This window comes from Devosia sp. UYZn731, assembly GCF_040546795.1.
Lineage (GTDB): Bacteria > Pseudomonadota > Alphaproteobacteria > Rhizobiales > Devosiaceae > Devosia.
The window spans coordinates 451,617-464,117 of record NZ_JBEPOL010000003.1 but is presented as its reverse complement, the minus strand read 5'-3'; the positions used below and the strand labels follow the sequence as shown (position 1 = coordinate 464,117).

13 protein-coding genes and 1 pseudogene are annotated in these 12,501 nt (G+C 57.6%); 4 read left to right on the top strand and 10 right to left on the bottom strand.

Features of this window, described 5'->3' with window-relative positions; all coding sequences use genetic code 11:
* Nucleotides 1–56: 56 nt before the first annotated feature.
* The 6 genes from ABIB57_RS10125 to ABIB57_RS10100 form a co-directional block, all read right to left on the bottom strand.
* On the bottom strand, nucleotides 57–617 hold the full coding sequence (locus ABIB57_RS10125) for a 5' nucleotidase, NT5C type (protein ID WP_354040473.1): 561 nt from the start codon (nucleotides 615–617) through the stop codon (nucleotides 57–59).
* Between the two features lie 188 nt (nucleotides 618–805).
* Complete coding sequence (locus ABIB57_RS10120; RefSeq protein ID WP_354040471.1) at nucleotides 806–1,909, bottom strand: ABC transporter ATP-binding protein; 1,104 nt, start codon at nucleotides 1,907–1,909, stop codon at nucleotides 806–808.
* On the bottom strand, nucleotides 1,909–2,958 hold the full coding sequence (locus ABIB57_RS10115) for an NAD(P)-dependent alcohol dehydrogenase (RefSeq protein WP_354040469.1): 1,050 nt from the start codon (nucleotides 2,956–2,958) through the stop codon (nucleotides 1,909–1,911). Before ABIB57_RS10115 ends, ABIB57_RS10120 begins: the two co-directional genes overlap by 1 nt.
* A 9-nt stretch (nucleotides 2,959–2,967) precedes the next feature.
* Nucleotides 2,968–3,774: a carbohydrate ABC transporter permease gene (locus ABIB57_RS10110; RefSeq protein WP_354040468.1), complete on the bottom strand. Its 807-nt coding sequence runs from the start codon at nucleotides 3,772–3,774 to the stop codon at nucleotides 2,968–2,970.
* On the bottom strand, nucleotides 3,774–4,634 hold the full coding sequence (locus ABIB57_RS10105; protein ID WP_354040466.1) for a carbohydrate ABC transporter permease: 861 nt from the start codon (nucleotides 4,632–4,634) through the stop codon (nucleotides 3,774–3,776). Before ABIB57_RS10105 ends, ABIB57_RS10110 begins: the two co-directional genes overlap by 1 nt.
* A gap of 77 nt (nucleotides 4,635–4,711) precedes the next feature.
* Nucleotides 4,712–5,983 carry an ABC transporter substrate-binding protein gene (locus tag ABIB57_RS10100; protein WP_354040609.1) on the bottom strand — a complete coding sequence of 424 codons (1,272 nt, stop codon included), beginning with the start codon at nucleotides 5,981–5,983 and terminating at the stop codon, nucleotides 4,712–4,714.
* 171 nt (nucleotides 5,984–6,154) lie between these two features.
* On the opposite strand from ABIB57_RS10100, the gene ABIB57_RS10095 reads away from it, so the two are divergent.
* Together ABIB57_RS10095 and ABIB57_RS10090 are read left to right on the top strand one after the other, a co-directional pair.
* Nucleotides 6,155–7,063 (top strand): helix-turn-helix domain-containing protein, encoded by a 909-nt coding sequence (locus ABIB57_RS10095; RefSeq protein ID WP_354040464.1) that lies wholly within the window; start codon nucleotides 6,155–6,157, stop codon nucleotides 7,061–7,063.
* 596 nt (nucleotides 7,064–7,659) lie between these two features.
* Nucleotides 7,660–7,779: pseudogene (locus tag ABIB57_RS10090) on the top strand (transposase); the annotation flags it as partial.
* Here the strand turns inward: ABIB57_RS10090 and ABIB57_RS10085 are convergent.
* Nucleotides 7,773–7,985, bottom strand: coding sequence for a TetR/AcrR family transcriptional regulator (locus ABIB57_RS10085; protein WP_354040462.1), 213 nt, complete (start codon nucleotides 7,983–7,985; stop codon nucleotides 7,773–7,775). The pseudogene ABIB57_RS10090 and the gene ABIB57_RS10085 overlap by 7 nt on opposite strands.
* 104 nt (nucleotides 7,986–8,089) lie before the next feature.
* On the opposite strand from ABIB57_RS10085, the gene ABIB57_RS10080 reads away from it, so the two are divergent.
* Entirely contained in the window at nucleotides 8,090–8,497 is a 408-nt protein-coding gene (locus ABIB57_RS10080) for a PfkB family carbohydrate kinase (RefSeq protein ID WP_354040460.1), read from the top strand.
* A 60-nt stretch (nucleotides 8,498–8,557) separates the two neighbouring features.
* On the opposite strand, the gene ABIB57_RS10075 is transcribed toward ABIB57_RS10080, so the two are convergent.
* From ABIB57_RS10075 to ABIB57_RS10065, 3 genes are all read right to left on the bottom strand, one after another.
* A complete protein-coding gene (locus tag ABIB57_RS10075; protein ID WP_354040458.1) occupies nucleotides 8,558–9,430 on the bottom strand; it encodes an amidohydrolase family protein in 873 nt (290 codons plus the stop codon).
* Entirely contained in the window at nucleotides 9,427–9,888 is a 462-nt protein-coding gene (locus ABIB57_RS10070) for a MaoC/PaaZ C-terminal domain-containing protein (protein ID WP_354040457.1), read from the bottom strand. The genes ABIB57_RS10075 and ABIB57_RS10070 overlap by 4 nt, the downstream gene beginning before the upstream one ends.
* 100 nt (nucleotides 9,889–9,988) lie before the next feature.
* Complete coding sequence (locus ABIB57_RS10065; protein WP_354040608.1) at nucleotides 9,989–10,969, bottom strand: LacI family DNA-binding transcriptional regulator; 981 nt, start codon at nucleotides 10,967–10,969, stop codon at nucleotides 9,989–9,991.
* Between the two features lie 304 nt (nucleotides 10,970–11,273).
* Between ABIB57_RS10065 and ABIB57_RS10060 the strand changes: the two genes are divergently transcribed.
* A complete protein-coding gene (locus ABIB57_RS10060; RefSeq protein ID WP_354040455.1) occupies nucleotides 11,274–12,500 on the top strand; it encodes a CaiB/BaiF CoA transferase family protein in 1,227 nt (408 codons plus the stop codon).
* Nucleotide 12,501 lies beyond the last annotated feature (1 nt).

Sequence of the window (12,501 nt, the reverse complement as noted above, 5' to 3'; positions counted from 1 at the left end):
ATACTGGTCGATAGCGCGCTTTTACTGGGATCTGGACGCTATAGGATGGCAATGGTTTACTGGCGGGTTTTATAATTCCGTACCAGGTCCTCAAGTACAGCGTGCGCATCTTCCCAACGAGACAAGCGCGGATAACCTTCTTCTTTGGCATTGTGAGGCGCAGAAAATAGAACGCCCTGCCCGGCGAAGCGCTCGAAGTGCCGTGAATTATCGTCGATGAGGAAATCAGCATGGATGATGCTCTTGTCTCCGCAAAATACGAAGTTCATCGGGTTCAGAAAAGAAAAATGTTCTGACAGCCACCGGTATTTGAAGTCCAGCGATCGGGGAAACTCCATCGCCGCCGTCGTAACAAAAATCTCGTAGTCCTCGCTCAGTTGTCGAATTGCCTCCTGGCTTCCCTCCACAACCTCGAGGTCGCCAAAGAAATGCCCTTGGTGCATGTGCTCTTGCAGCCGAGTGTAGTCCGCCTCATCAAGCAAAGCGCCCATCTTGAAGCCCGTCATGTCAGCGTCACGCCACTCCTTGGAAAGATTTTCCTTGACCCAGAAACGCATTGCCGAGCCTGCGTCGGCGATGACTTCATCCATGTCCACTGCGATGCGGATTTTTGTCATTTCACTCTCCTTTGAGCGCTGATGCTGCGTAGGGTTAGAGGCTGCAAGTGGCTCTTCTTATAGCTGAATTCCCTTAGGCGACCGTCACATCTTGCAGGTCGCAAACGCCCTGCCCAGCCCGAGCCCGGCGCGGTTATACGTCTAAGCAATGGACTGTTAGCAAGCCTCTATGAGGTAGGTTATTCGCCTCAATGGCCAGCTCCAGGCTCCTTGAACAGGCTGTGCCCACCGGCTGCATCAAAAAGATGAATTGCGGCTTCCATGACCGTGAACGCCACCTCGTCGCCTTCGGCCGGACGGTCGCGAGATGGCACGAATGCATTTACACGAACATTGCCGGCGGCAAACCCGACAAGCGTATGATCGCCATGGAACTCCACCATGTCGGTGGTGCCGGCGAGTAGATTGCCATCTGCATTTGGCTTGGTTGCCAACAGATCGGCCGGCCGCACGCCGAGCACCACCTGTTGGTCTTGCTTTAGGTCGAAGACGTTGCCGCTTATGCCAATCTGGGCCCCTGCACCCTCCAGTTTCCAACCGCTCGCGGAGCGCTCGACTGTCATTGGCAACAGATTCATGGCCGGTGTGCCGATAAAGCCGGCGACGAACAGGGTGGCGGGACGTTCGTAAATCTGTTGCGGCGCCCCGACCTGCTCGATCCGACCAGCATTGAGAAGCACAATGCGGTCAGCGAGGGTCATTGCCTCCATCTGGTCGTGCGTTACGTAGATGGTGGTGGTGCGCAGCTGCTTGTGCAAACGCGCGATTTCAAAGCGCATCTGGGCACGCAGCTTGGCGTCCAGATTAGACAGTGGCTCGTCGAACAGGAACACTTTGGGAGTTTTGATCATGGCGCGGGCAATGGCGACGCGTTGCTGCTGGCCGCCGGATAATTCGGTGGGTTTTCGGTTGATCACCGGACCCAGGCCGAGCATGGCAACCACCCCATCGATGCGCTTATCGATCTCGGGCTCAGGCACCTTCAGCCGGCGCAGCCCAAAAGCGATGTTGTCCCGAATGGTCATATGTGGATAGAGCGCATAATTCTGAAATACCATGGCCACCCCACGGTCGCGCGGCTCCAAATCGGTGACCACCTTGCTGTCGATCGAAAGGCTACCACCGCTAATATCTTCGAGTCCCGCGATCATCCGCAGGATAGTGGATTTGCCGCAGCCCGACGGACCGAGGAACACCACAAATTCATGGTCAGACACCTCGAGATTGAAATCGGGCACCACCTCTGTAACGCCGTATTTCTTATTGAGATTCTGGCAAATGATCCCAGCCATCACGCTTCCCCATTTTCCGCGACGACAATCTGCAGCTTCACGTCGGCAGGCAGGCCTTTGGCCGCTCGCTCGAACGCGGCGATCGAATCCTTGAATTTGAAGGTTTCGGTGATCAGCGGCTTGAGGTTGACCTTGCCGGAACCGATGAGCGCCAGGGCCCGGTCGAACACGTTGGCGTAGCGGAACACGGTCTCGATCCGCACTTCCCGGGCGATGGCATTGTTGACGTTGAAGTCAACCGGGCCAGGCGGCAGGCCGACCAGAACCAGCGCGCCACCAGGCCGCACGATCTTGAGGATGTCGCCATATACACGCGGACTGCCGCTGGCCTCGAACACGATATCGGCACCCCATCCCTCGGTCTCCCGAGAAACTGCATCGATCAAGCTCGCGTCTTTCACATTGACAGGCACCAGGCCCGGATATTTTGCCGCCAGGGCCAACTTGTCGGGGCTGATGTCGGAAATGATTACCTTGCTGCAACCGCCGGCCAATGCCGCCAGCGCCACCATGATGCCAATGGTGCCGCAGCCCGTAACCACTGCGGTGTCGCCGGGCACGATGCGCGCGCGCGCCGCGGCCTGCATGCCGACGGCAAAGGGTTCGACCATGGCGCCTTCGGCAAAGCTGACATTGTCCGGCAACCGATAGGTAAAGGCGGCCGGGTGCACCACGAATGGCGTCAGGATGCCATGCACCGGCGGTGTCGCCCAAAACTTCACCTTTGGATCAACATTGTAAATGCCAAGTTTGGAGGCGCGCGACGACAGATCGGGTATCCCCGGCTCCATGCAGACCCGATCGCCCACAGCAATTCCGGTTACGGCGGAGCCAACTTCGATTACAGTGCCAGCACCTTCATGACCTAGCACCATTGGTTCTTTGACGAGGTAATCGCCGATTCCGCCGTGCGTATAATAGTGGACATCGCTTCCGCAGATACCGACGGTGTGGACGGCGATCTTAACGTCACCTGGACCTGCAGCCTGTGGCAGTTCGATTTCCCGCAGAGTCAATTCACCGATGCGTTCTAGGACCAGAGCCTGCATGTCGTTCTCCTACCGAGACTTATTGGAAAAAATGGAATTCATGAAGCCGCTCAGCAAGCCAAGCAACAGAAGCGGTGGCAACGAGAGCAGCACCACGGCAGCATTAAGGATCCCCCATGGCACGTTCATACCGAGCTGGGACATTTCCGACGCGACAATCGGCAGAGTCTTAGCACTGCTGGTGGTCAGCATTAGCGCCATCAGGAACTCGTTCCAGACCAGCACGAAGCTGAAGGCCAACGCCCCGAGCAAGGTGCGCATTGCCACCGGAAGCGCCACCCGAAAGAAAACAGCATAGGCATCATAGCCGTCGACACGCGCCGCTTCCTCTATTTCTTTGGGTACTCTCTGGAATCCAGGGATGGCCAGCCAGACAGTGATGGAGATGGTCAGCAGCGAATAGGTGATGATCAGCGCGATCTGGCTGTCATAGAGGCCAATGCCGAGCCAGATCAGCATTAGCGGGATGGCGACGGCCACCGGCGGCATGAAACGCAGCGAAAGCACAAAAAACTGGATTTCTTCGGTCCAGCGATTGGGATAGCGCGCCACCGCATAAGCTGTCGGCAATCCAAAGACGACGCCGATCGCCACCGAGGATATGCAGATCACCAGCGAATTTATAAGGCCTTGCAAGACGCTGGGGCGACCCAGCACATAAGTCACGTTATCAATAATTGGATTGAAGAACAGCTTCGGCGTCGGGGTCAGCAGATCAACGTTGAGCTTGAAGGCGTTGATAATGGTCCACACCACCGGCCCCAGCACCAAAGCCGCCATCAGCCACAGGACAATGCGCGAGACAGTGCGGCCCATCACTTCACCTTTTTCCAAAGCAGGGTGAACCCGACCAGCGTCACGATCATCATGATCACCGCCATGCTGGAGGCGTAAGAAATCTTGCCGGACTCGATGAAGCCTTGGGAGAAGGCATACATATCCAGCGTTTCAGTGCTTACGCCCGGCCCGCCGCGCGTCATCACGTAAACGAGGTCAAACGAGCGCAACGACTCGATCATTTTGACGAACACTAGGCTGATCAACGCGGTCCGCAGCATCGGCAGGCTGACGAAATAATGGATCTGCCAGCCTTTGGCATGGTCGAGCCGGGCGGCTTCTAGTGGCTGTGGCGGCAATGCTTCGAGCAGCTTCAAAATGATGACGGCAAAGAAGAAGCCCCATTGCCAGACGTCGACAAACGCGATGGCAAAGATCGCAGCGTTAGGATCGGCTAGCAGATCGAGGGTTTTGCCGGTCAAGGCCCGGTATGGATAAGTCACCAGTCCATAGAGCGGGTGAAAGGCGAATTTCCAGACGAAGGCGGCGCAGACGCGCGGCAGCAGTACGGGGATCAAAAAAATCAGGGTCAGGGTGTTGCGCATTCGGGGACCGGTGGCATCAAACATCAGGATGCCCAGCACAATCGCCACCGCCATGGTGGCCGTCACGGTGATGACTTCCCATTTCAGCGATACCCAGAGCGCATTGAGAAAGCGCCGGTCGCCAAACAATTGCAGGTAGTTCTTGAACCAGACGAAGTCGGCGCCGGGGGCACTCAGGGTGCGGTCCTGTAGCGAGATGATCACGGCATAGATCGTTGGCACGAATGCCAGGATCGCCAGAACCACGAATGTGGGTAGAATGAACGTATAGGGCAGAGCTTGCCGTTGCTTCATCGTCCCCTCCCAGAGCGATTGTGGAAAAGGCGGCAGCCGTTAAGGGCTGCCGCCACCTGTTATTAGAAAGGCCAGGCTTATTGCGCGACGAGGTTCGTAGCAAAGGCGTTCAGTTCGTCGAGACTGCCCTTCACATCGGTGCGGGTACCGGCGATCAACTCTTCGAGTTCGATGCCCCATTGGTTGCCCAGTTCAGGCCAACGCGCGTCCTGCCAGAAATTGACCGCCGTGTGGCTGGCCGTTGCGGCCAACGCTGCTGGAAGCGCGTCGCCAAAGGTTTTGGCGAATTCGACGCTGGCGAAGATGCTCGAGCGATTGAGTTCACCCGACTGGCCCTTGGCGAGCCGCCGCGCCTCGTTTTCCTTGGACGTCGACCAGGCGACAAACAACCCGGCGCAATCCTGGCTGGCCTTGTCCGGATTGGCTTTGGAACCAATGGCAAAGCCATGGGCGAAACCCCCACCGGTCAGCGGCGCGGGCGGCGGCAGGAAGGCTACCTTGTCGGTCACCTGCGACACGGCCGGATCGATGGTCATTCCGGCCAAAGGCGCTGACTCTATGATGATCGCGACCTGACCGGAGAGGAACGCCCCGGTGGCTTCGTCCCAACTGCCGGTCTGGGTGCCCGGAGCCGAATACTTGAACAGATCGAGATAGGTGTTGGTGGCGTCGACCGCAGCCTGGCTGTTGAAGGCCGGCTTTCCGTCCTTGAACCACTCGCCGCCCATACCCTTGAAGTAGGTCATCCAGCGCCAGACGTTATCGCCGGATCCACGCTTTCCGCGCAGCGCGATACCATAAATCCCCTTCGCCGGATCATTTAGTTTCTCGACTGCGGCCTTGAGCTCGTCCAGCGTCGCGGGAGGAGCGATACCGGCGGCATCCAGCAGGTCTTTGCGATAGACCATGATGTCGCCACCGCCGAGAACTGGGGCAAACCAGATTTTGCCATCATAGGTCGCCGTTTGTTGGCGGCCTGCATCGAAGTCGGCGTAGTCATAGGCGGCGGGGTAATGGTCCATCAAAGGAACCAACCAACCCGACGATGCGAACAGCGGGAGATTGCCTTCGTCAACATAGTACACGTTATACTTACCAATGGTGGACGCGTCAGCTTGCGACTTGGAGCGACGATCTCCTTCATTGAGGTAGTCGATCTGGAAATCGGCACCCGACAGTTGCTTGAATTCGTCCCTGTAATCTTCCAACAAAGTCAGGCCGTCACGCGGCTGGGCGAGTACATGGACGGTGTCGGCACAGATAGGGGATTGGGCAAATGCGTTGTTGGTGCAAGCGAAAATAAGCGCAATCGCCGTCGAGGCGGCAAGCCCCGCGAACTTAGTCTTCATTTTGAACTCCTCCAAGGTCTTACGATGCTCGAACGACTGGGCGTCCGTTGCTCGTGACACATAGCCTGGGCGAATTTCAAGCGGCCAACTAGCGCTATGGATGCGCGTATTCTATACTATTTTGACAATCCGCGGTTTTTCAGTCCGCCCGATTAAAAATGGTTCGCCAAAATGACGAACGCTGCTTCGCATACGTTGCCAAACAACGCATATTACGAACATGTGCTGGTGCCGCCGGAGCATACGTTTCTGTGGCGCAAAGACGACTATCCTTGGCGCCGGATCGTTTGGAACTATCATCCAGAATTCGAAATACATCTTATTAGGCATTCGTCAGGGCTGGCTTACATCGGCGACTACGTAGGCCACTTTGAACCTGGACATTTGGTGCTGGTCGGCAGCAATTTACCTCATAACTGGGTCACCCCCGGCATTGGCAATGCCCGCCTCGCCGAGCGCGATATCGTGTTACAATTCGACCCCGAGCGCACTCTCCAGGCGATCACAATACTTCCCGAGCTTGCGCAAGTGGGCAGCCTTTTCCGCGCTGCTGCAGATGGCGTTGAATTCATGGGGGAGACCGCAAGGCGTGCCGCAGCGATTCTCGAAGACCTAGGCAATAAATCGGGATTGGCTGCGCTGGCAGAGTTTCTGCGATTGCTCGATGTGCTCTCAAACTCACAGGAATATCGAACGCTATCGAGTCCCGAGTTCGCGAGCCAGTTTCGACCGGGGTCGGCAAATGAAGCCGAACGGATCGAGCGCGCAATAGATTACATTTTAAGCCATTTCTTGGCCGGCATTTCCCTCACGGACGTTGCAGAGATGGTGGGTATGTCCGACAGCGCCTTTTCGCGGCTATTCAAAGCCCAAGTCGGCAACACATTTTCCGATCATGTCAATATTTTGCGGGTCTGGACCGCTCGCAAGCTATTGTCAGACACGGATATGCCAGTCACTAACATCTGTTTCGAAGCCGGTTTCAACAACATATCGAATTTTAACCGGACGTTTCTGCGGCAAACTGGCTTTAAGCCGTCGAGATACCGAGATGCCTCCCGGAGACGCTCTCCGTCTTGACTAACGGTGTTACGCACGCGGCTACGGAACGCGGTAGGCACCAATTTTCTTATGCAGCCGAGCGATTGGGTCGTTTACTTATGACGGGGTTTGAACTTTTCCCGCTCACTACGGATTTCAAAATTGCAGTCTTCGGCGAATTCACCGAAAGTCCCCCCCCCTTAAGACAAGTGGGACCCTCTGCTTGCCGTGTAGGTCGGCGGTTAACGTGGCCGAGCCGATCAACGCCATGGAGTTCCGTCTCCCGACCATGACGGGTTGTTTCCCAAGGTCCTTCAAATGTAGCGGCGATGGGCACCATGCTTGAGGGTGCAAAGGACCCATCGCTTCCATGATCGATGTTTCAGCCCGCCGGTACACCTTGGTAAGCGCACCCGTTTGGCTCGTTGTGGGCTGCCATACTAGGGTGCGACTCATGTGTAGGGTTTCTTCTCGCTGAAGCACAGCACGATGAAGCGGCAATTTCATCTGATCGAACTAGTCACCTCGCCATGGCCCGGCTCTGCCTCGTTATCACCTACGCGCATTTGGCGTGACGTGAGCCCTTAGATTTCCTCCAAAAATGAGTAGAGTCCGTCCACTGAAGGTGACGGACGATGAAGGCTTCTCGGTTCAGCGAGGAACAGATTATCGGCATGATCAAGGAGCAGGAGGCCGGGATGCCGACTGCTGATGTGTGCCGGAAGCACGGCGTGAGCAGCGCGACGTTCTACAAATAGAATGAATCGACAATGCGCCACGACGTTAGAACCAGGAGCTCGAGCGCGTCATCCGGGTCCCCCGCGAGATCGAGGGTAGAAAGTTGCGCCTCGGCGCAGTTGATCGTGCGCTCGAAGAGGACGTCGATGAGTTCTTCCCGGGACGCGAAATGGCCATAGAGCGTCACCCGGCCGACCCCGGCCGCTTGGTCGATTTCGGCCATGCTCGCCTGCCCGTCGATCCTGCGCCTGTGAGAGACCCGGAACAGGCTCTCGAACTGATCGCGATGAGTGACTTCGTCACTCCGAACGGGACTGAACGCTGGAATTGACCGGGATCGATCCATCGGACGAGCTACGAGCGCACCAGGCAGCCGAGAGGCTGATCGGCTTCGGAGCCAAAGTCGCAATCCTCAAACTCGGTGCGCGCGGCGTATTTGTACTAGCGGCGGGTGAAGGCAAGATGGTGCCCACTTTCCCGGTCGATGCGAGCGACTCGATCGCGGCAGGCGACTGCTTCAACGCCGGGTTCGGTGTGGCAATAACCAGAGGTTTTCCCCTCTCTCAAGCGCTCCGGCACGGTGCCGCCGCCGGCGCGTTGGCGACAACCAAGATGGGCGGAAGCCAATCTGCGCCGACTGACCTGGAGCGTTTCACGCTTATGCCGACGTTCCATATCCGACGTTTTGATATAGTTTGCGCAAATGGAAAGAGGATCACGCTCTCTGCTGGATGAATTTAGAGGCTCTGGTCGGCCTTTGGCGCCCCTAGATGCCGGCCATGTGCGTAATTTCAGTCAGATTCGGTACCACCCTTCTGCTGTAGTGCGGAATAATTGCCGCTGCTCTTCCGCCGTATAGCCAGATACTATCGTTCGGTAAGCCTTGATAAGGGTCGCATAATCACTGAACAGGCCATCAAGAGGCCAGTTAGTGCCGAACATGCATCTGCTCGGACCGAACGCCTCGATGCACACCTCGATCCAGGGACGGATGGATTCGACCGTCCATTGGTGATCGACCATGGCTAGCCCCGACAGCTTGCAGGCCACGTTCGGCGCTTGTGCCAGCTTGTGAATGCCCTTGCGCCATTCGTTGAAGTAGGGCGCCGTACGCTGCTTCGGGAATCCACAATGGCCAAGAATGATGGTGGAACGCGGGAAGGCGAGCGCCAAGTCATAAGCCTTGCCCATTTGGGGCCAGCCGGCATCCATGTCGTAGATGAGGTCGCGTTGCTGTAGAGCATTAAAACCCCTGCGAAAGTCTGGGGCGTCCAGAAAATCGAGGCCGACGAATGACAGCATTCGTACACCGCGGAAATTGGCAAACTGCGCGTGCCGGTCGAGTTGGGCGGCAGCATCGGATCCCGCCAGGTCGACGCGAGCGATGATGCCATTGGGCATGCCGCTACGATCGGCAAGCTCCTGCAACCATTCCGTCTCCCGAACCGGGTCTGTTTCGCCGTCCGCAGTCTCGATATGGACTGATTTGATCAGGTTGACCGGAGCGCCGTCGCGCTTGAGGTCGGTTACCAGATAATCCTTCATGATTGCCGAATAGTCGCCGGAAGGATGACCCAGAAACGGCTTGTCCGTCAGCCAGCCATAATACAGCCGCTCAAGATCCCACAGATGGTGGTGGGCATCGACGAACTCAAAGACCTCGCTCATGCCGGCATTTCCTGCTGCACAGGACGGCGCTTGACCATGGTGGTGAACGCCCCCTCCTGAACGACGTCGTCGTGCTGATTATAGACACTGATATGCCGCACCACGATTCCGCGGTCGGGCTTACTGGTGGCGCGCGTGCTTTCGATGGTCAGCTTCAGCCGGATCGTATCGCCAAAAAACACCGGCTTGCCGAACTTCCAATTGACCCCGAGCAACGCAATGGCCGAGCCATCAAGGCTCCCATCGCGATCTGCGAGCCCGGCGGACACGACCAGCGCTAACAACCCATGCGCGATTGGCCTGCCGAATGCGCCCTTTCGAGCGAACTCATAGTCGGTGTGAGCGGGGTTGTAATCCCCCGATAGCCCGGCGAACGACATGACGTCGGCCTCAGTGAGTGTCCGCCCGGGTGTCCAGTGCATAGCGCCCTGCTGGAAATCCTCTAGAAAAAGCGCCATCTTTCCTCCCTGGCATCGAGTCAACTTCAATACGCGTTCATTGAAAGATAGCGCTAACATCGCCGCTGATCAAGCCAGTTTATCAGACCACCTCACGTGCTCAGCAGCTTCCGCGACGGATGAGCTGGTGTTCCAGGGTCACGGTGCTTTCCTGAACCTGGCCTTCAAGGCTCGCCAGAATCATGGCTGCGGCGCGACGTCCCATGACCTCGGGCTGGATGCGCACCGTGGTCAGCGATGGCGTCACCAGCGCCGACAGATCGTAGTCACCGAAGCCGCAAATCGCCAGTTGGTGGGGGACGTCGATCCCGCGGCGGCGGCATTCAAGAAGGGCAGCAAGCGCCAAATTGTCCGCCGAAAACAAGATTGCATCCGTCATTGGCTCAAGCTCAAGCACTTGATCGAGTCCCGTGATGCCGTCGGTCGTGCGCATTGGCATAGGGAGTTCGACGCGTACCGGGGCGGCCAAGCCAGCGGCCTCTACGACCGATTGCAAGCCGCGGAAGCGACGATCCGAGCGTGAATCCTGATCTCTATTGCCACCGACGAAGGCGATTTTTTTGGCGCCGCGAGCAACCATAAGCCGACCGACATCGGCACCCGCATTTATGTTGGAAAAGCCTACGCATAGGTCGATTGGTGCCGCATCGGTATCCCAGGTTTCAACCACTGGCACGCCGGAACTGCGCAGCAAGTCGCTGGCCCGCTGGGTGTGCTGCAGGCCGGTCATGATGAACCCCTGGGGACGGCGTTCGAGCAGCGACTGCACGAGTTGTTCCTCCCGCTGCATGGAATACTCGCTGTTGCCGATGAGCACCGAAATGCCTCGCTCGTCGAGCAGCGCCATGACATTGTTGACGTGGGCGGAGTAGGCCGAACTTGCCAGAGTCGGAATAATCACCGCCACCATGCGGCTACTGTTGGAAGCAAGATTTCTCGCAGCTCCATTGGGAATGTAGTTCAATTGATCGATTGCGGCCTGCACCTTGAGGCGCGTGACTTCCGTGACCAGTTCGGGGTGCCCAAGAACGCGGGAGACCGTTTGCGGCGACACGCCAGCGAGTTCGGCCACCTTCCCCATGGTGACGCCGTTTCCGTTAGCACCGGTTCTCGTCATCCGCATCACCGACGCACCCCGCCCTCTGAAAAATAGACGATAGGCGGATTGTCAGCGCCGAAGCAACCAGACATCAGCCAAAAATTGGCCTTGACCGATCAATAATGAGAGCGCTAACAATAATTGCATGAGAGGGAGGCTCTCGAGACATTTTTTGGTACACTAACTCACATCTTTGGCTGAGTTATGGCCTATTTGCGTCGTTTCGACCGATGATCGCGTAATCACGCGACAGGGCGATGCGCGCTGCATAAGGAAGGAGCGCCGCTTGAGCGCCAAAGCTATTCTATCGCACTACAAGGTCGTCGACTGCACCGTTGCCATGGCCGGACCATTTGCTACCCAACGCCTGGGCGATCTCGGTGCCGACGTTATCAAGGTAGAACCGGTCACTGGTGAATGGCAGCGCTTTGCCTCGGCGGGTGGGGCGGGCCGGACCGGCATCAATGCCTCTTTCCTGTCGCTCAACCGCAATAAGCGCAGTCTTGCAGTCAATCTGAAGACGCCCGAGGGTCGCAAGATCGTCCAGCAGCTGGCGGCCAGCGCCGACGTCTTCGTGCAGAACTATCGCAATGGCGTCGCCGAGCGGCTGGGCGTCGACTATGCCACGCTGAGCAAACTCAATCCAAGACTGATCTACGTCTCTATTTCCGGCTATGGGGCAACCGGTCCCTACGCCTCCCTGCCCGGCCAGGACTTGCTGCTGCAGGGCCTCAGCGGGTCGATGTTCAGCACCGGCAATGTGGACGATGAGCCAGTGCCGAGCGGAATGTTCGTTGCCGATGCGACGACGGCCTATTGCGCGTTCGAAGGTGTGCTAGCTGCCTTGCTGTATCGCGAGCGGACCGGAGAAGGGCAGCTAGTCGAGGTCAATATGCTCGACGCCATGATCGCTCTGCAAATGCAGGAAATCTCCGTGACGACGATCGGCGGGCGCAGTCAGATCCGTACGGAAGAAAACCATGCTCATGTGCATATCCGCGCTCCGTATGCGGTCTTCCGCACGCTCGACAGCTTCATGATCGTGTCCATGCCGCCGCTAGCTGTCCTGGCCGAAGTCATCGGCGAGCCCGCTCTAGCCCAGTTCCAGGAGGAGCGCGATGGCTTCCCCGAGCGCGATAGCATCCACCGCCTGACCAGCGCCAAGTTAGCGGAACGCACCACGGCCGAATGGATCGCTGTTATGCGCGAACGCGATATCTGGTGCGGGCCGGTGCACGATTTTGAGGCGATGCTGCAGGATCCGCAGGTGCTCCACAATGGCAGCATGGTGGAATACGACCACCATACCGAAGGGCGCTTGCGGACTCCAGGCTTTCCAATCCGTTTCGAAAAGACCCCAGCCAGCATTGAACGTGGCGCGCCGCTCGTGGGTGAGCACAGCCGCGAGATTCTGGCGGAAATCGGCTATTCGAGCGAGCAAATCCAGTCGTTTCTTGTGGGCGATACGATTGCTGAAACCGTCATTCCATCCGCCACAGCGACAAGGGCTTAGC

Excerpts from the sequence above, each read along its gene's own strand:
- ABIB57_RS10075 (WP_354040458.1), bottom strand. The coding sequence starts at position 9,430 with ATGAGCGAGGTCTTTGAGTTCGTCGATGCCCACCACCATCTGTGGGAT.
- ABIB57_RS10065 (WP_354040608.1), bottom strand. The coding sequence starts at position 10,969 with ATGGGGAAGGTGGCCGAACTCGCTGGCGTGTCGCCGCAAACGGTCTCC.
- ABIB57_RS10100 (WP_354040609.1), bottom strand. The coding sequence starts at position 5,983 with ATGAAGACTAAGTTCGCGGGGCTTGCCGCCTCGACGGCGATTGCGCTT.
- ABIB57_RS10120 (WP_354040471.1), bottom strand. The coding sequence starts at position 1,909 with ATGGCTGGGATCATTTGCCAGAATCTCAATAAGAAATACGGCGTTACA.
- ABIB57_RS10070 (WP_354040457.1), bottom strand. The coding sequence starts at position 9,888 with ATGGCGCTTTTTCTAGAGGATTTCCAGCAGGGCGCTATGCACTGGACA.
- ABIB57_RS10125 (WP_354040473.1), bottom strand. The coding sequence starts at position 617 with ATGACAAAAATCCGCATCGCAGTGGACATGGATGAAGTCATCGCCGAC.
- ABIB57_RS10095 (WP_354040464.1), top strand. The coding sequence starts at position 6,155 with ATGACGAACGCTGCTTCGCATACGTTGCCAAACAACGCATATTACGAA.
- ABIB57_RS10085 (WP_354040462.1), bottom strand. The coding sequence starts at position 7,985 with ATGGCCGAAATCGACCAAGCGGCCGGGGTCGGCCGGGTGACGCTCTAT.
- ABIB57_RS10110 (WP_354040468.1), bottom strand. The coding sequence starts at position 3,774 with ATGGGCCGCACTGTCTCGCGCATTGTCCTGTGGCTGATGGCGGCTTTG.
- ABIB57_RS10115 (WP_354040469.1), bottom strand. The coding sequence starts at position 2,958 with ATGCAGGCTCTGGTCCTAGAACGCATCGGTGAATTGACTCTGCGGGAA.
- ABIB57_RS10105 (WP_354040466.1), bottom strand. The coding sequence starts at position 4,634 with ATGAAGCAACGGCAAGCTCTGCCCTATACGTTCATTCTACCCACATTC.